We start from the raw sequence: 19256 nt of genomic DNA, 5'->3' as shown, positions 1-19256 counted from the left end.
TCTCTATTTTTGCGGTTCTAAATCCTCCTTGGTTTAGACTGTGTTTCTTCACAAATGGCAGTTAAATAAGGGAACTTGTCTAAAATTAAGTTACAATGAATTTTAATATACTGGAAAAATCTAAATTTTCACTAGAGCAGTTTACATTCCAAGTGAAAACTTCACTTTTTATTATACTATTTTCTCTTATTGTTCTCCCGGGTTTTTCTCAGACAAAGAATCCTAAAATTGATGAGTTAACTGATGAACAGATTGTCCAGTTCTACGAAAAAGCTCAGGAAAGTGGCATGACAGAATCTCAGATTGAGAAGGCGGCTCTTTCAAGAGGTTATACCCCCTCTGATATTGCTAAAATGAAAGACAGGATTGCTAAAGTTAAGGCAAATCAAAAAAATACATCTGACGACAAGGACAACACAAATTCAACGGGAAGAACGCTTCCAAATGACCTTTCCAAGAAAAAAACAGATACTCCTGCTAAGAATAAAAATGATGAACAGGATGATCAGGATAATGAACAGAATCCAGACAAATCATTAAATATCAGCAAATTAAAATCAAACAAAGACAAGAAGGACAGCTTACTGACAGAGAAACCGGAAATGCCTAAAAAAGTTAAAGTTTTTGGCAGTAATCTCTTTAATAATGAAACCCTGACCTTTGAGCCAAACCTTCGTATAGCCACTCCTAAAAGCTATCAGCTTGGTCCTGACGATGAATTGAATGTCGATATTTTTGGGGATGTTTTAGATAATTATAAGTTAAAAGTAAGTCCGGAGGGAACGGTGAAAGTATTAAACCTTTCTCCCATCTATGTAAACGGATTAACTGTTGACGCTGCCTCTGAAAGAATTATTGGCCGTTTACGTCAATTATATCAGGGATTAAACCATCCCGGAAGCGGTGCTTCTGCTCAGGTAACTTTGGGAAATGTAAGAAGTATAAAAGTTACTTTAACCGGAGAGGTCAAATATCCGGGAACTTATACGCTTTCCTCTCTGGCAACAGTATTTAATGCCCTCTATTTCTCAGGCGGACCTTCAGAAAATGGTTCTTTCAGAAATATTAAAGTAATCAGAGATAACAAAGTAGTAAGAGTCCTTGATCTTTATGATTTCCTGCTGCGTGCTGACCAAAAAGACAATATCCGTTTACAGGATCAGGATATTATCAGGGTATCAGATTATGAAACCAGAGTAGAATTTGAGGGAGAGGTAAAACGTCCGATGATTTTCGAGGTTCAGAAAGGTGAAAATTTAAAAGATGTCTTACGTTTTGCCGGAGGATTTACTGACAAGGCTTATACATATACCATAGGACTTAAAAGAAATACTTCAAGAGAGTTAAAACTTATCAATATTACTCAGGATGAAGTAAACACTTTCATCCCTCAAAATGGCGATAAATACGCTATCGGTGCTATTATTGAGCGATACGAAAATAAAGTAGAAATTAAGGGTTCTGTTTTCAGACCGGGAGAATATGCGATCGAAAACGGACTTTCAACAGTAAAAGAACTTATCAGAAAAGCTGAAGGCGTTAAAGAGGATGCATTCCTCAACCGGGCTATTATTACCCGGAGAAAAGAAAATTACGACCCTGAAATCATTGCTTTCGATCTTGGCAAACTTTTGAGAGGCGAAGTAAAGGATATCCCCTTAATCAGAGAAGATGTTATTACAATTACAGCAATCGGCAGACTAAGAGAAATCCGTACAGTAACTATTTCCGGTGAAGTTAACCGCGAAGGGACATTTGACTATATTGATGGTATGACCGTTGGTGATTTAATCATAAAATCAGGTGGTTTTACTTATGGGGCAAGTGTCTCTAAACTTCAGCTCTCCCGCAGAGTAAAAGATGATACTACCGGTTTAGAGCCGAATCAGTCCGTGATTATTAAAACCTTTGATATTAACGAAAATCTTCAGCTTACCTCCGAAGAATCCAAGTATGTACTAAAACCATTTGATTTGGTTTATGTACGTAAATCTCCAAGATATGAGCCTCAGAAAAATGTGGAAATTTCAGGGGAAGTATTATTTCCGGGAAAATATTCAATAAAAGACAAATCTCAGCGTATTTCCGACTTAATTAAGATGGCTGGAGGTTTGAAAGAAGGTGCATTCCTGAGAGGAGCAAGGTTTTACAGAGACACCACCATTATCGGGGTTGAATTACAAAAAGTTCTTGAAAAACCTGATTCAAAAGAAAACTTACTATTGCTTGATTTAGACAGGCTTGTGATTCCGAGAGAGTTACAAACAGTGAAATTAACCGGAGAATTATTAAATCCTGTCTCTATACCTTTTAACCGTATATTTACAATTAAAGATTACATTTCTGCGGCAGGAGGCTACACAGAATTTGCAGTCAGAAACAGGGTATATGTAAAATATGCAAACGGTACTTCAGGAAGAACAAAGCATATTTTTTTCATCCCGATTTATCCAAAAGTTGAACAAGGATCGGAAATAGTTATTCCTTCAAAAGCAAAGAATGCCCGCAAATTAACCCCCTCGGAGAGAATCGCAATTGTTGCAGGGATAGCCTCTCTCAGTCTTACGATTACCTCAATTGTCAATCTGATTAACAAATAGAGATTGTAAGTAAAATTTGTATCCGTTTTTATCACTTAATGATTAAACCTTGGAATCTCAAAATAAACATATAGCAAAGAATGATTTGGAAGTCGCCATCGATTTAAGCGTTTTCCTTAAATCTCTTAAAAAACACCGTTTATTAATAATAGTTATTGCCTTGCTTTTTGGTATTACGGGTGCAGTAATTGGTCTTCTGACTCCTAATGAATTTGTCTCGGAAGTTAAATTACTTCCGGAACTTGAGTCAAAGGATGGCGTCGGAGGACTTGGTAAGTTTAAATCACTTGCCGGGCTTGCCGGAATTGATCTGGGAAGTATGAGTTCATCTGAGGCTATCAGACCAGACCTTTACCCGAACATTATTCAAAGTACTCCTTTTATGCTTGAGGCATTAAAGAAAAAGATTTTCATCAAAAAAAGCAGGAATTACCAGAGTATCTACGAGTACTTGCGCCACCAAAGAGAAAATACGCTTTATTATAAGATTCTGGGAGATTCTGATGATGGATATGAAAACAATCAGACACTACTTCAGCAGAGCATTACTTCAGGAGCCTTAAGCCTCAACAAAAAAGAAACGATTATTATCAAAGAATTGCAGAAAAGAATAGGTGCTGCAATAGATAAAAAATCAGGGGTTATCAGTATTTCTGCTAAAATGACTGATCCGATTGCAGCAGCTAACCTGGCTACTTTTGCTCAGGAATATCTCACCAGATATATAACAAACTATCGTACTGAGAAAACAAGAAAGGAAATAACCTTTCTTGAGAATCGGGTTTCAGATGCAAAAAAACGATATGACGGTTCTCTCTTTAACTTATCCAATTATCAGGATAAAAACAGAGGGCTCTTCCTAAATGTAGCAAAAGATCAGGAAAAGAAGCTCCAATATGACGTTGATTTATCGTTTAATCTTTACTCTGAATTATCCCGTCAGTTAGAGGAAGCTAAAGTTAAAATTCAAAAGGAAGCGCCCGTATTTAAAGTTCTTGAACCTGCCCAGATACCATTAAAGAAAAGCGAACCCAAACGCTCAGTAATGGTTATCGGTTTTATCCTGCTCGGAGCCTTTCTTTCTACAATTTATGTTTTCTTTAAAAGCATCAATTTTTCAAGTATTCTCAAATAGTATTCATTCTGAATATTGCATAACGATAAAAGCCTGTCAGAACCGAGTTCTGACAGGCTTTTATTACTAATACCCTTTTCTATTCTTAAGCTGCTTTCCTGGCAAACTTAGCTTTCAGATAACCGAAAACCATTGGTAATACCGAGAACGCTACAATTCCTAATACTACCTTTTCGAAGTTCTGTTTGATAACTTCATTGGTTCCCAGGAAATAACCTAATAACGTAATTGAAGTTACCCAAAGAATTGCTCCCACTACACAAAACAAAATATAACGGGGATATTTCATGCTGCCTGCTCCTGCAACGAATGGTGCCACAGTACGAACAATCGGCACAAAACGAGCCATAATTACTGTTTTTCCGCCATTTTTTTCGTAAAACTCTTCTGTTTTAGTAATATGCTCTCTTTTCAAAAAGAGAATTTTATCCTTAGATTTAATGAAATCACTAAAATATTTACCCACAAAGTAGTTCACATTATCTCCCAGTAATGCTGCTCCTATCAACAAAGGAATCACAAACCAAACATCAATCTTACCGGTTGTTGCAGCAATTACACCCACTGCAAAAAGCAGGGAATCTCCGGGTAAAAGAGGCATTGCGATCAGACCGGTTTCAACAAAGATGATTAAAAATAACACAGCATATGTAAACGTGCCATGATCCTGGATAAATCCGTTAAGCGCTTCTAATGGGTTTTTGAGTAGGTCGAGTAAAAAATGAACGATTTCCATTAATTCATAAATTTGTTTAAAGTTTAATACTAAAAAAAAGCCCCTCTTCAAATTGAAGTGGGGCCATAAATCTCTTTTTATTTATCTAAAAAGTGTGAAAATGTATCCCCTCGAAGCCCCAATCGAATTGTTTCAAGTGAGATAACTTCATGTGGTGCAATATTTCCGACATTTACATTTGCTCCTACTAATTTAACAAACCAAACCTGCTGAGACTTCTGAGGTGCTTCCCAGATGATTTTTTCCTCCGGAATTTCAGTTAAAATTTCCTCTACCAGACCCTGGCGTACTTCTCCGGATGAACGGAACAAACCAACATTCCCTCCTTCTCTCGCTTCCCCGATTACTTTCCATGCACCAGCTTCCAACTCCGCTTTCATCAGTTTAATCCATTTGTAAGGAGGTATAATTTTTGCCTCGTCTTTAGAACCAACCTCCGACAAAACGGTTACCTGCTTAGACAATTGTCTGATGTATTCACATTTCTCATCACCATCCATTTCTAAAGAGCCATCCGAAATCTCTGCATATTCCATTCCGAACTGATCCAGAATCCTGCGATAATCATCAAACTTTTTACGAACAATAAATGCTTCAAACAAAGTACCTCCAAAGTAAACAGGAATACCTGCCGATTTATAAATGGCTAATTTCTCTTTTAATTTTGGTGTAACAAATGATGTTGCCCAACCAAGTTTAACAATATCAGTATAGTTTTCACCAGTCTCCAAAAAATCTTCAACTTGTCTTAGGCTTAGTCCTTTGTCCATCACCATTGTCAATCCTTTTTGGCGCGGCTTTTCAGTTCTTTCTGGAATTTGAGTAAGTGGATAATTCATATCTTCTAATTATTTTTTCCGAGGGAGGTCTCTCCTCAACCCATCTTAATAATACTTAAAAATCTACTTTTGATTAACCGATGATTTCAGTTGTTAAATCTTAATTGCGTAACGAAGATGAAATGGTTAATGACATAGACCACAAAATTAAGCATATCCTCCTTATAGCACAACCAAATAATAATCTCAATTGTGTTAAATCAATAACCTAAACAACATAATAACCTAAAAATCAGATAATTACTATTTTTAAAAAAATAATTTTTCGTAGAATTTATTCTCTAAATTTAATTTTTATTTGAAAAATCTATTTTTCATCCTGAAAAACTGCAATTTTTTGCCCGCCAATTTTGAAAATATTTGCCGAATTCTTAAAAAGTCCTGAAAAAATTTGGATTTACTAAACAGTGTTTATTAAATTTACATTGAATATTAAATATAACTATACTAGTAAGTCTTTAACTCCTTCTTTAAACAACAATACTGAAATTCAAATCTTTATGAAAACTCTATTCAGCTTTTTAACAATAACTTTATTAACATTAAACTTTAGCTTTTCTCAGTCGCTTCATAAGGATGATATACTTGGGGATTGGCTTACTCAGGAAAAGGACGGGAAAATCACTATCTTTAAGCAGGGTGAAAAATATTTCGGAAAAATAATCTGGGGGAAAAACGGAGACACAAAGGATGTGAAAAATCCACAGGAATCTCTAAGAGGAAAAGACCTGATTGGTCTGGTAATTCTAAAGGATTTTGACTTTACCGGAAAAGCCTGGGAAAATGGCAGTATTTATGATCCTAAAAGCGGTAAAACGTATTCTTCCAACATGAAGCTGAAAAATCCTAATCAATTGGACATCAGAGGATTTGTTGGATTTTCTTTACTTGGCCGTACGACGGTCTGGACAAGAGCTAAATAATAAAGTAATTGGTTTCCAGGCCATTACTAATCTTTTTAAAATTAATTAATGGGAATTACAGAAAGAAAAACCAGGGAAAAACAGGAAATGCGGACCAAAATTCTGGAAGCCGCTAAGGACGTTTTTATCGAAGAAGGTTACGAAAAAGCTTCTATCAGAGCTATCGCAGAACGCATTGAATATAGTCCGGCAACTATCTATTTGTACTACAAGGATAAAAATGAGCTTTTCCATGAGGTACACGAATTAGGTTTTGAAAAACTTACTGAAGAATTCAGGTTGTCAGATTCAATCGAAAATCCCTTTGAGCGACTTCGTGCTTTAGGCCATACTTATATGAAATTTGGCATCACAAATCCTGAAATTTATGACCTGATGTTTATTCAGAAAGCACCCATGGAAGCTATCAAAGAGACAGATGAAGGATGGGACTGCGGTCTGACATGTCTGACTTACCTGAAAACAACCCTGGAAGAATGTATCGCAAAACAATATATTCAACCTACAGAGATTAATCTGCTCTCTATTTCAATCTGGTCATATATGCATGGACTCACCTCCCTGCATATTCGTGACAGGTTTCATATTTTCAAGGATTTTGATATTGAAAAACTGTTATACGGTTCTGTGGAATTAATGCTGGGAATGATTAAACAAAACACCATTTCCAGGCCTGAAAATCAATAAAAGACACGCATGAGCAATCAAATTCTCGACTTTTTTAAGTCAAAAGTTAATTCCCCGATAGGAAATCATAGCCCCTCTCCTATGTCAAAATGGCTTAATGGAGTGCTGATTCATGCAGAAGAGGGTTCCATAACAGCTGAGTTTGAAGTAAGAGAAGATATGTGTAACCCTGCTGGTATTTTACATGGTGGCACCTCCGCCGCACTGCTTGATGATATAATCGGCATGACAGTCTATACTTTGAGCAACAATATTTTCTATAGCTCTGTTAACCTTTCAATTGATTATCTTTTTGCGGCAAAATGTGGAGAAAAAGTGATTGTAACCTCAAAAATCATCAGAATGGGGAAAAAGATAGCTCATGCTGAAGGCAATATAAAAAATACGGACGGACAAATTATCGCAAAATGTTCTACCAATTTAGTAGCAACAAGTAATACGATTCTTCCCGGATAAGATTACAGAGTAAAGTTGAAATTTTAAAAGCATTATGATTTTCCCGGAAAACTGATGCTTTTTATTTTGCCTAAACACTGAACAGTGTTCATTAAATTAATACAACTCAAATAATAAATATATATAATGAAAGCTAAACTCCTAACAATCATCACTTTGGCTTTTTTAACCTTCCCCTGCTACCTGAGTCATGCTCAGGATAAGAAACTTGACGCTTATATTCAGGAGGGATTGAAAAGCAGCCAGATACTAAAGCAACAGAATTTTCAGCTCCAAAAGGCCATTTTTGCGCTTGGGGAAGCTAAAACACTCTTTCTGCCAACTGTGAGTTTTAATACCACCTATTCAACTGCTATGGGTGGGAGAAAGATCGATTTCCCGGTAGGAGATCTGCTTAATCCGGTTTATAAAACACTTAATCAGCTAACCCAGACTTCTTTATTTCCCCAGATCGACAATGTAAGCGAACAGCTCGTCCCAAAAAACTTTTACGACACAAGATTTAAAACCACCATGCCCCTGATTAATGCTGAAATAAAGTACAATCAGTCTATTAAAAAAGAGCAGATTAATTTACAGCAAACCGAAATTCAGGTACTGAAAAGGGAATTAGTCAAAGACATCAAATCTGCCTATTTCAATTATCTCAAATCAGCGGAAGCCATCAAAATCTATGAAAATGCCTTAAAATTACTCCGCGAAAGCGAAAGGGTTAATCAAAGCCTGATTGCCAACGGTTCTGCCAATCCTTCTGTTCTCATTCGCACCAGAAATGAAATCAGCAGAATCGAATCTGAAATCGAGGCCGCTCAAAATAATAAAAAAAATGCCGCAGCTTATTTCAACTTCCTGTTAAATCGTGATTTTACTATTAGCATCGAAGAAGACTCCACCTATAGCAAGGCCGATTTTCACAGTACAATTAATGAGGGTCACAGAGAAGAACTTGACAAACTGCAAACCGGAATTAATATCAACAGACAGCTACTGAATATTAATCAGTCTTATAAAAAACCAAAAATAGGAGCCTCTTTTGACTTCGGTTCTCAGGGAAATGCTTCTACTATTTTTGCCTCTGACAAAAACTTTTTCAAACCTAATGCTTTTTTCCTGGTCGGTATTTCATTCGATATTCCAGTATACACCTTCGGTCGTAATCAATTGAAAGTCAAGCAAACTGAAATGGAACTGGCTTCTTTGAATGAACAGCTTATTCAGGTAAAAAACCAGTTAGACTTGCAATCTGAATTAGCACATAATTCTTATCAGTCTGCCAAACAGATTTTTGAAAGTAAAGCGACACAGGTATCAACAGCGGAAAGATATTACCGTGATTCATTCCGGAGATATAAAGAAGGCCAGCTGAATTTTATTGAACTGCTTGATGCACAAACTCAAATTACCGCCGCTCAGTTACAGCAATCTCTTGCAAGATACGATGTATGGCTTCGCTGGGCAGAATTGGAGCGCGCAAAAGCAAGCTATGACTTAAACCAATAATTCAACCGTCAATATCTGCGGTTTCCGTTTGACAAAACCGGATAATCCATTACCGTAAAAACTGAAACTGTGCATTACAATATTCTAACATTCAACTACTTAAAGAAATGAAAAACAAAATACTTGCCATATCTTTCATTTTTTCTTCAATCCTGATTGTCACCGTTGCCGGATGTGGAAAGAAAAGAAATACGCATCAAAAAGCCGTTTCTTCTGATGAAGTAATTGCCGTAAAAGTGATCAATATTACCGAAGGAAATAACACTGAACCTATAAAAGCATCAGGTCTGGTTTCTTCACTTACCGAAGCCAGGTTGTCATTCAAAACCACCGGAATTATTGAAAAAATATATGTTCGGGAAGGACAATCTGTAAAAAAAGGACAGCTTCTTGCTACTTTGAACCTCACAGAAATTAACGCTCAGGTAAGCCAGGCAACCGATAATGTTTCTAAAGTTGAAAGGGATCTTAAAAGAATAAATAATCTGTACAAAGACTCCGTAGCTACACTCGAACAGGTTCAAAATCTTAGCACGGCGCTTAGTGTTGCCAAACAAAATCTGGAAATCGCTAAATATAATCAGGGTTTTTCAAAAATTTATGCCACAACTTCAGGTGTAGTTGTAAAAAAACTAATGAATGAAGGGGAATTAGCCAATGCGGGTACAGGAGTGCTTTTTATCAATGCTACCGGAGCTAATGACTGGGTTGTAAAGGTAGGAATTGCCGACAAAGACTGGACCCGTCTCAGAATCGGCGATCACGCAAAAGTTCAGCTGGATGCTTTCCCGAATCAGATTTTTACTGCTTCTGTATCAAATTTATCACAAGGCGCCGATCAGACTTCCGGATTATATCAGGCAGAACTAAAACTCAATACTTCCGGTAGCAAAATGGCGACTGGCCTTTTTGCCAATTCTCTGATCATTCCTTCTGTAATTCAGAAGTTTACCTCTGTTCCGCTTGATGCGATTATTGAAGGAAATGGTAAAGATGCCTACGTATTTGTACTCGAAGGAAATATCGCAAAAAAACATTTAGTCAAGCTGGCCGGCGTAACGACAGACAAAGCCTTTGTAGAAAGCGGATTGTCCGGTATTCAGTCTGTAATTACAGATGGCTCTGCCTACCTGGTTGATGGCACAAAAGTCAAAGTTGTACAATAACAGGAAACAGCTATTTGTAAGAAAGCGGGATTTATATCAGGTAAGTATCATTTCAGCTTGCCGGATATGCCTGTTTTCTTCCTGAAATATTGAAAAGAGTGTGAGAATACCTCACGCATTCTATCCTTCAAAATCATTTTAGTATGAGAATCTCAGAATTTTCCGTAAAAAACTACCAATTCACCTTAGTAGTGTTTTTGGCCGTCCTTTCAATAGGACTTTACTCCCTCCTCAATATGCCCAGGGGAGAAGATCCGGAATTTGAATCCCCGCAATATGGCGTAACGATTATTTATCCGGGAGCAACTCCGAAAGATATGGAAGAGCTCGTTGTTGACCCTTTTGAGAAAAGAATCAATGAACTTGATAACATCAACAGAGTTCGTACAACTATTCTTGACGGAGCTGCAATCTTTCAGATAGAGTATGATTTTTCAATGGATCCGGAAGAAAAATATCAGGAAGTTGTCAGAGAAGTAAATGCCATCAGAAAAGACCTTCCTGCCGAAATCCTTGATATTCGTATCCAAAAATTCAGACCAACTGATGTTAACATTTATCAGTTTGCCTTAGTCAGTGAGAATCTGCCTTATTCCAAATTAAAGGAGCATGCTGAAGACCTTGAAAAGAAATTAGAGAAGGTTAAATCTCTGACCAATATCAAAACCTGGGGTTTTCCGGAGAAAAAAATAGCAATCGAGCTGAATCTGGAAAAAATGGCTCAGGATAAAATTCCTGTAAACCGTGTTATCGGAGCAATTCAGTCAGAAAATATCAATATTCCGGGTGGAAGTATTAATCTTGCTTCTAAAAAATTTAATGTTAAAACCTCCGGCGCTTATCAGGACCTGGATGAAATCAGAAACACGATTGTTTTTACCAATGGTTCAAAAATCGTTTATCTGAAAGATGTTGCTAATGTCAAATTTGCCTACGAAGATGAAACGCATAAAACCAGGCTTAACGGGCATCGTTGTGTTTTTGTAACCGCCTGTCAGAAACAGGGACAGAATATTATTGCCATCCGGAATACAGTTGATCCTATCGCTGCTCAGTTTAAGGCACAATTACCCAAAAGTGTGGATATGGTAACAGTCTTTGACCAGGCCGATTCAGTAAACAAAAGGTTAAGTCGTTTCGGAAAAGATTTTGGTATTGCCATTTTATTGGTTCTTATTACTTTACTGCCACTTGGAACAAGGGCAAGTATCGTTGTAATGATCTCAATCCCATTGTCTTTAGCAATTGGTCTGACGATGTTATACCTGTTCGGTTTCACCATCAACCAGCTTTCTATTGTAGGTATGATTGTCGCACTGGGAATTCTGGTAGATGATTCCATCGTGGTTGTGGAGAATATTGAGAGGTTTATGAGAATGGGGATTCCGAGAAAAAGAGCCTCTATTGAAGCAACTAAACAAATTGGTCTTGCAGTATTAGGTTGTACGGTTTTATTGTGTTTTGCCTTTTTGCCTGTTGCCAATCTCCCGGAAGCGGCCGGAAAATTTATCCGAAGCCTTCCTATGGCTGTAATATTTACGGTACTGGCTTCCATGTTGGTTTCTTTGACAATCGTACCTTTTCTTTCATCGGTTCTTTTGTCAGAAAAACACAATCCTGAAGGGAATTTCATTTTGAGAGGAATGAAAAAGATCATTTCAGCAACTTATGGAAAGTTAATGGACTGGTGCCTTCGTCATCCGAAAAGTACCCTGCTTGCCGGAATGGGAGTCTTTGTCGGAGTAATGTTCATTGCAAAATTATACCTCGGATTTTCACTGTTCCCTACTTCAGAGAAACCAATGTTTCTCGTAAATGTGGAAACACCGGTTGGTTCGAATATGGCTTCAACTGAAAAAGCAGTAAAATTTGTCGAAAATGAGCTAAAAAAGGTACCGGAAGTAAAAAATTTCGCTTCAAACGTCGGTCGCTTTAATCCAAGAATCTATTATAACGTCATAGAGAAAGGGCAATCTGAAAATACGGGACAAATATTCGTTCTTCTTGAGGATATGGAAACTCAGGAGAAGAAAACATTGATTGACGAATTGCGGACTAAACTGGTCGGATATGCCAATGCTAAAATCGAGGTAAAAGATTTTGAACAAGGGCCTCCTCTTGAGGCACCATTAGCTTACCGGATTTTTGGAGATAACCTTGATACCCTGAGAAGTGTCGCTTTTAAAATAGAGAAAATCCTGGCTGACCATCCCGGATCAATTTATACCAACAACCCGCTAAAGGTTCAACCAACTGATCTTAAAGTAGTTGTTAATAAAGAAAAAGCAGGATTGCTTGGGGTAAATTCCTCAGAAATCGACAGAATTGTAAGGTTAGGTATTGCTGGCCTGAACATGGGAACATACCGGGAAGACGGCCAGAAAGATGGTTATAATATCAATATTTCTATTCCAAGGAAGGGAGTTCAGCAAGACCTTGAAGTTTTTGATCATTTGTACGTCAATAATGCAAATGGAGTGGCAATTCCTCTGAAACAATTAGTGGACGTACGTTTTGAGACTTCTCAGAATCAGATTCTCCATTATGACAAGGACAGATATGTAACGATTTCAACATTTCTGAAATCAGGATATAATACAGCCCAGTCAAATCAGGAAGTAATTAAGAAGCTTGATAAGTTTAAGTTTCCAAAAGGTTTTTACTACACTGTAGCCGGAGAAGCAGAAAATGCAGAAAAATCTTTCGGAGGAATAGGGGTTATTATCCTTATAACTGTCTTTGGAATGATTGCCATTTTGATTTTGGAGTTTCGCAACTTCAAATCAACACTTATTGTACTGTCTGTCATACCTTTAGGGATTGTAGGTGCGATTTTAATGTTGCTGCTCTGGGGCGAAACCCTGTCATTTACCGCAGTAGTAGGTTTTATTGCCCTGATTGGAATAGAGGTTAAAAACTCTCTTTTATTGGTAGATTTTACCAATCAGTTAAGACAGGACGGAATGGAACTCGAAGAGGCAATCAGAGAAGCGGGAGAAGTACGGTTTGTTCCGATTGTACTTACCTCGTTAACAGCCATCGGAGGTCTGGTTCCATTAGTAATTGAGTACTCCGATCTGTATTCTCCGCTGGCATTAGTTTTAATCGGAGGAATAATCAGTTCAACATTACTGGCTCGTCTGGTGACGCCTGTTATGTATAAGCTGTTACCGCCGACAATTCAACCAAAGGAAGAATACAATCAGACTGGTTCTATATTTTAAATGAACTGTATAATGTACAAAACACCTTTTATCCCTGAATAAGCATAATTGGTGTTGTTTATTCATTATTTCATCAATTAAAAGTGGAAAATTCAGTAATATTTTACAAATTTGGAACACTAAATCCGACAGATACTCGTTTTTAGGCTTTAATCAATCGTCAACCTATCAAATATAAAGAAAACCATGAAGTTCAATTATGAGAAATTTCAGCAATTTCTTTCACGGAATTTTCATATTCGCCCGACTTTGATTCAACCGTGGAAGAATCTCCGCTCAGACTTAGGACTGAACTCTTTGGAGTATCTGGAGGTGATTGTTCATTTAGAGAATACATACCATGTAAATCTTCCTGATGAAGAAATACATAACATTCAAACTGTCAAACAACTGACAGAACTGATGGAACGAAACCTGGTATTAGTCAACGCATAAATCCATATCAAACTAAAAACGTCTGAACAGCAAACTCAGACGTTTTTTAGTTTTGATAGTTTCTGAGAACATTTGACAAAATTGAAACCAAATCATATAAAATTGTATTATAGTTTGAGTTTTTTGATTTTTGTTTCAACTTTGTAAAAATGTTTTTTATGGAATATGCATTGTTGAGTGATGAACTGTTGATAAAACTCCTCAAAACAGGAGATGAATCCGCATTTCAGGAAATCTACAATCGATACTGGAAAAAACTATTTCATGTTGCCCTGCGAAAAATTCAGTCCAGAGAAACCGTTCAGGAAATTTTGCAGGATCTTTTTGTAAGACTTTGGGAGAAGAAAGATCAGCTTCAGATTTCCCAGCTCAACTACTATCTTTTTGCCTCTTTGCGTTATCAGATCATCAATCATATTAAATCACAGATTGTTGAAGAGAAATACGTCAGCTATGCCCAAAATTTAGCACAGGATGCTTTTAATCCTACAGAAGAGCAGGTCGCTTTGTCTGAACTTACAGCAGCTATAGACAGCGCAATTGCCCAGCTTCCTGAAAAAACAAGGGAAATCTTCAAATTAAACCATATCGAACATAAATCTGTCCGGGAAATTTCCGAACTGCTCAGTATTCCGGAGCGCACCATTCAGCATCATCTTGCCAAATCACTCAAAATCCTCCAGACGCATCTGCAGGAATTCACTTCTTTCGCCATGATTTTAATTTTGCTTCAGGGGGAATAAACTAATCTTCATTGTATTTTACAAAGAACATGTTAGCATAACATTACAAAAACTATAAACTTTCAAAGAATTTATAAAACCTTTTGCGGAACAGAAAGCGTTAATTGACTTATATATCCGAAAACATACATAAGCTCAATTTCAACATCCAATGAGTCGGAAAGCATTTAAAGAACTTTTACAAAAATATATCGACGGTAAGTGCAACTCGCAGGAAAGTACCCTGGTAGAACAATGGTACGACCTTCTCGACAGAGAGCCTGAAGAGTTAACCTCGATAGAAGAGCTTGATGATTATAAATTTCAGCTTTGGCAGAAAATTGAACAAAAAACCATTAAAATCAACCTTCCTCTTCAGACAAAAGAGATTCCTTTATGGAAAAAAGTTTCTTTCCGTATCAGTGCTGCTGCCTGCCTTTTACTGGCATTAACGTTTTCTCTTCTGAAGATCAATCAAAAAAATACAGAAACATTAATTACTGAAAAAAACACTGAAGGATTTTATACTACTACAAATACCTCATCCGCCAAACAGATAATTACCCTGGAAGACGGAACAAAAGTTACCCTTCAGCCAGCAGGTTCACTCCGGGTCCCTAATCATTTTTCTTCTGATAAAAGAGAGGTGTATCTAGCAGGAAATGCCTTTTTCAATGTGACTAAAAACCCGGAAAAACCTTTCTTTGTCTATGCCGGAAAAATAACAACCAAAGTATTGGGAACCAGCTTTTTTATAAAATCAGAGCCTAAGACAGCTAATATTGAGGTCGAAGTTGTAACAGGGCGTGTATCTGTTTTTGAAAAAACAATAACAGGTAAAAAAGAAGAAAACGGTGTAATTCTTACCCCAAATCATAAAGTCACTTATTTCCAGGAAAGCAATCTTTTCGTAACAGGTCTGGTGAGTGAACCGGTTCAGCTTAATAATGTATCAAATGCTATTTCTTTCAAATATGATGATGTTCCGTTGTCAGCAGTTTTAGACGATCTGGAGAAAAATTACGGAATTGACATTATGCTGGAAAATGAGCATATAAGCACTTGTACAATTACAGCAAATCTTGCTGAAAAACCTCTCTATACCAAACTGGATATTATTTGCGGAGTAATGCGGGCCAGCTACACAGTCAACGGTACGACTATTCTTATCACCGGAAAAGGATGCGAATGAGTTCTGATTCAGAAACAGATTCCCGAAGTATTTATTAATTAACCCTAACACAAAATTCAAAAACAATATGAAAAGTTAATCCCCCGGAAATGTAAAAAAGCTGACAATGTTTCCCCCATTGCCAGCTTTGAAAAACCCTCTCAGCTTCGAAACTATTCATCTTTTCAGATGAAAGGAGGGCTTGTTTTGTCTAATCTTTTAACTAACAAAACCAATCAAATGTATGAAAAAAAATCGACAATGTAGTGGCTTATTATTAACCATTATGAAAATTTCCTTCTATCAAATCGTATTGGCAATCACCTTTGTCGCAGTGTCTAAAGCACATGACGGCATGGCGCAGGACTTCCTCAATAAGAGCCTCACGCTCAAAGCCGAAGACGTAAAATTACGGGTTGCCCTTTCCCAGATTGAACATCTTACCAATGTACAGTTTGTATATAGCTCAAAGTCTATTGAAGTAAATAAAAAAGTAAATATCAACGCTTCCGAATCCAAATTATCAGAAGTTCTGGACGGGCTTTTAAAACCCATGAAAATTTCCTTCAAAGTTATCGGAGGGCAAATTATTCTGAATCCGGCTGAAGAGCATCTGATCAGCCCAAAGGAAGTATCCCTTCCCAAAGAAAACACGGAAGTTCTGGAGCAATCCGTTTCAGGAAAAGTAATTGGCGGAGACAATAATCAGGCTCTTCCAGGAGTAAGTATTCAGATTAAAGGAACTAATAAAGGTACTACTACTGATGAAAAAGGTAATTTCAGACTTTCAGTTCCTGATGAAAAAGCCATTCTGATTTTTACATCAGTAGGATATCAGAAAACCGAAATTACAGTTGGCAACCGCTCTGTCCTGAATGTAACGCTTATTGCAGATGTCAGCAGTTTAAATGAAGTGGTTGTGGTAGGTTACGGAACCCAAAAGAAAGTAAACCTGACCGGCGCAGTTGGAACTGTAAATATGGAAGAATTGCAATCCCGTCCGCTTACCAATTCGAGTGCTGCTTTACAAGGTCAGATTCCGGGGGTTTATGCGGCTCAGACTTCCGGAAAACCGGGAGATGATAATGCTGTAATCAATATCCGCGGAGTCGGGACATTAAATAACAGTAATCCTCTGGTATTAATAGACGGATTTCCGGCTAATATCAATGATGTAAACCCACAGGATATTCAAACCATTTCTGTGTTAAAAGATGCTTCTTCGGCTGCAATTTATGGAAACAGAGCCGCAAACGGGGTAATCATCATCACCACAAAAAGAGGTACTTCCAAAAAAATACAGGTTTCTTACAACGCCTATTTCGGTATGCAGGAGTCAACTTCTTTGCCAAAAGTGATGAATTCCGAGCAATATGCCACTTTATACAATGAGGCCTCTATTAATTCTGGCCGTCAACCCAGATACACTGCTGCAGAAATCCAGAAATTCAGAGACGGAAGTGATCCGCTTTATCCGAATATCAATTATTTCGATGTGTATTATGACAAAGCTCCTATGCAAAATCATAGCCTTAGTCTGACGGGCGGGGACGATAACCTTAAATACGCGTTCATGCTTTCGAATCTCAGCCAAAAAGGGATTCTGATTGCCAACCAGTATGATCGTATCAACTTCCGCTCTAACCTTGATGCCTATTTCCTTAAAAACAAAGCCTTACGTCTTTCAGGAAGAATTGCGGGAAATCGCAGTAACCGATTGTCTCCTGCAGATGAATGGAACACCAAATGGTATGCTACTACTGCTCCGGTCTGGCCATTAAGAAACAGCAAAGGTGAATATGTTGCTGTAATCGGTGAACGGAATTTTTATGGAGAAACAATGGCAGGAAGTACCGCCACAGATTTACGTCATCAGTTTAATGGCCAGATCGAAGCACAATATACTATTCTTGACGGACTAAGTGCTGAATTAGACCTGGGATACAACTGGATTCAGACACAAACCAATCGCTATCATGCGAATATTTCACTTTATAAATTAGATGGAAATTATAACAAATTGCCATCTGATCTTTCGGAAAATAACCAGCAGGATTCACAAACACTTCTGAACGGTTTACTCAGATATAACAAATCATTCGGGAAACATGACATTGCTTTGCTGGCAGGTTATTCAGAAGAGAGCTTCAGAACAGACTGGAGCAATGCCTACCGCAAAAACTTTGTCAACAACACTCAGCCTGAGTTGGGCCTTGGGGATGCGGCAACTATGTCTAACGGAGGCGGTGCTTATGACCTCGGATTGAAATCTGTTTTCGGAAGAGTAGGCTATATTTTCAATAACCGCTATTTATTTGAAGCGAATGTAAGACGGGACGGGTCTTCCCGTTTCAGAGAAGGGTTGAAATGGGGAACATTCCCGTCATTTTCAGCCGGATGGCGTATTTCGGAAGAAAACTTCATCAAGGATGAAATTCCGGGAATCAGAGAGTTAAAACTAAGAGCTTCATGGGGCCGTTTAGGTAACCAGAATATTAACAGCAATTATGCCTATGTAAGTACTTTGTCTTCCGGACAAAATTATACTTTAGGAGGAGCACTTAAACCCGGAGTAGCAGCCACGGCTTTAGCTAATACAGATATTTCATGGGAAACTACCACTCAAACGAATATCGGAGCAGATCTGACACTTTCAAATGGTTTCAGCTTTACATTAGATTATTTCCAGAAGAAAACGGATGATATTTTAATGCAAATCCCTATCCCTATTACCATGGGAGATTTAACACCTCCTTTCCAGAACGTCGGAAAAGTTAAAAACAGCGGGATTGAATTTGCAGTCTCTTATCGCAAGAAATTTGCCAATAAGTTAAATTTCGGAGCTACCGTAAATTTAAGTCATATCAGAAATGAAATCACGGATCTGTATGGCCGCAGTCCGATTATCAATGGTCAGAAGGCTTATATCGAAGGATATGCAATCAATTCTTTCTATGGTTATCAGACAGATGGCTTATACCAGATTTCAGATTTCAACTGGCAGAATAATAACGATGCAAGCATTCCGAACAGCCAGCGTAAGTACACGCTAAAAGAAGGCGTTGTTACGGTAGCTAACTTCAATCCGCAACCCGGAGATTTTAAATTTAAAGATTTGAACGGGGACGGAAAAGTTACGATGGACAAAGACCGTACAATCATCGGAAAGCAATTCCCGGATTTAACTTATTCAGTTCAACTAAATGCTGACTGGAAAGGTTTTGATGTCAGCATGTTCTGGCAGGGAGTACAGGGAATCCAGGGTTATGGTTTTCAGGAATTGTATATTCCTTTCTCAAACTTCTCAAACAATGGTATCTGGTGGATGGACAGGTGGACTCCTGAAAATCCTAATACCAAATATCCTCGTTTGGTTTTTGATGAAACCCGTACCAATATCCATTCTGATTTCTTCGTAGAAAACGCTTCTTACCTGCGTCTTAAAAACATCGAAATCGGTTATACTTTACCGACATCTGTATTATCTAAAATTGGGATCGGAAGTATTCGTATTTATTCCAATATCCAAAATGCTCTGACATTCAGCAAATTTAAAGGTTTTGACCCTGAGCAACCTGTGGATCAGGTCCGTGCGCAAGCGTATCCGCAAGTTCGGATTTACACGCTAGGTCTTAATGTTAAATTCTAATTTCCCCAGAAAC

Annotated in this window: 14 protein-coding genes; 12 read left to right on the top strand and 2 right to left on the bottom strand. The window is 37.7% G+C overall.

Going from position 1 to position 19256, the window contains the following annotated elements; all coding sequences use genetic code 11:
• Positions 1-95: 95 nt before the first annotated feature.
• Positions 96-2600 carry an SLBB domain-containing protein gene (locus BM179_RS16635; RefSeq protein ID WP_092018288.1) on the top strand — a complete coding sequence of 835 codons (2505 nt, stop codon included), beginning with the start codon at positions 96-98 and terminating at the stop codon, positions 2598-2600.
• A gap of 49 nt (positions 2601-2649) precedes the next feature.
• On the top strand, positions 2650-3735 hold the full coding sequence (locus BM179_RS16630) for a GNVR domain-containing protein (protein ID WP_092018287.1): 1086 nt from the start codon (positions 2650-2652) through the stop codon (positions 3733-3735).
• An 85-nt stretch (positions 3736-3820) separates the two neighbouring features.
• Here BM179_RS16630 and BM179_RS16625 read toward each other — a convergent pair whose 3' ends face one another.
• Entirely contained in the window at positions 3821-4471 is a 651-nt protein-coding gene (locus BM179_RS16625) for a VTT domain-containing protein (protein ID WP_092018286.1), read from the bottom strand.
• Between the two features lie 77 nt (positions 4472-4548).
• A complete protein-coding gene (locus BM179_RS16620; protein WP_092018285.1) occupies positions 4549-5310 on the bottom strand; it encodes a phosphosulfolactate synthase in 762 nt (253 codons plus the stop codon).
• A gap of 500 nt (positions 5311-5810) precedes the next feature.
• On the opposite strand from BM179_RS16620, the gene BM179_RS16615 reads away from it, so the two are divergent.
• The 10 genes from BM179_RS16615 to BM179_RS16570 all read left to right on the top strand — a co-directional run bounded on the left by BM179_RS16615 (position 5811) and on the right by BM179_RS16570 (position 19243).
• Complete coding sequence (locus BM179_RS16615) at positions 5811-6233, top strand: DUF2147 domain-containing protein (RefSeq protein ID WP_092018284.1); 423 nt, start codon at positions 5811-5813, stop codon at positions 6231-6233.
• 48 nt (positions 6234-6281) lie between these two features.
• The gene (locus tag BM179_RS16610) at positions 6282-6920 is read left to right on the top strand and encodes a TetR/AcrR family transcriptional regulator (RefSeq protein WP_092018283.1); all 639 of its coding nucleotides are present in this window, start codon (positions 6282-6284) and stop codon (positions 6918-6920) included.
• Between the two features lie 9 nt (positions 6921-6929).
• Positions 6930-7376 (top strand): PaaI family thioesterase, encoded by a 447-nt coding sequence (locus BM179_RS16605; protein WP_092018282.1) that lies wholly within the window; start codon positions 6930-6932, stop codon positions 7374-7376.
• 126 nt (positions 7377-7502) lie between these two features.
• A complete protein-coding gene (locus BM179_RS16600) occupies positions 7503-8876 on the top strand; it encodes a TolC family protein (RefSeq protein WP_092018281.1) in 1374 nt (457 codons plus the stop codon).
• Between the two features lie 107 nt (positions 8877-8983).
• Positions 8984-10042: an efflux RND transporter periplasmic adaptor subunit gene (locus BM179_RS16595; protein ID WP_092018280.1), complete on the top strand. Its 1059-nt coding sequence runs from the start codon at positions 8984-8986 to the stop codon at positions 10040-10042.
• A 143-nt stretch (positions 10043-10185) separates the two neighbouring features.
• On the top strand, positions 10186-13266 hold the full coding sequence (locus BM179_RS16590; RefSeq protein WP_092018279.1) for an efflux RND transporter permease subunit: 3081 nt from the start codon (positions 10186-10188) through the stop codon (positions 13264-13266).
• Positions 13267-13452: 186 nt separating this feature from the next.
• The gene (locus BM179_RS16585; protein ID WP_092018278.1) at positions 13453-13701 is read left to right on the top strand and encodes an acyl carrier protein; all 249 of its coding nucleotides are present in this window, start codon (positions 13453-13455) and stop codon (positions 13699-13701) included.
• 158 nt (positions 13702-13859) lie between these two features.
• The gene (locus tag BM179_RS16580; protein ID WP_092018389.1) at positions 13860-14444 is read left to right on the top strand and encodes an RNA polymerase sigma factor; all 585 of its coding nucleotides are present in this window, start codon (positions 13860-13862) and stop codon (positions 14442-14444) included.
• Positions 14445-14595: 151 nt separating this feature from the next.
• Positions 14596-15615, top strand: a complete 1020-nt coding sequence (locus tag BM179_RS16575; protein ID WP_092018277.1) for a FecR family protein — start codon at positions 14596-14598, stop codon at positions 15613-15615.
• 223 nt (positions 15616-15838) lie between these two features.
• Entirely contained in the window at positions 15839-19243 is a 3405-nt protein-coding gene (locus BM179_RS16570) for a TonB-dependent receptor (RefSeq protein ID WP_092018276.1), read from the top strand.
• Positions 19244-19256 lie beyond the last annotated feature (13 nt).

The organism is Pseudarcicella hirudinis (assembly GCF_900115665.1).
GTDB lineage: Bacteria > Bacteroidota > Bacteroidia > Cytophagales > Spirosomataceae > Pseudarcicella > Pseudarcicella hirudinis.
The sequence above is the reverse complement of the archived record's forward strand: the minus strand, read 5'-3'. Positions and strand labels throughout refer to the sequence as shown.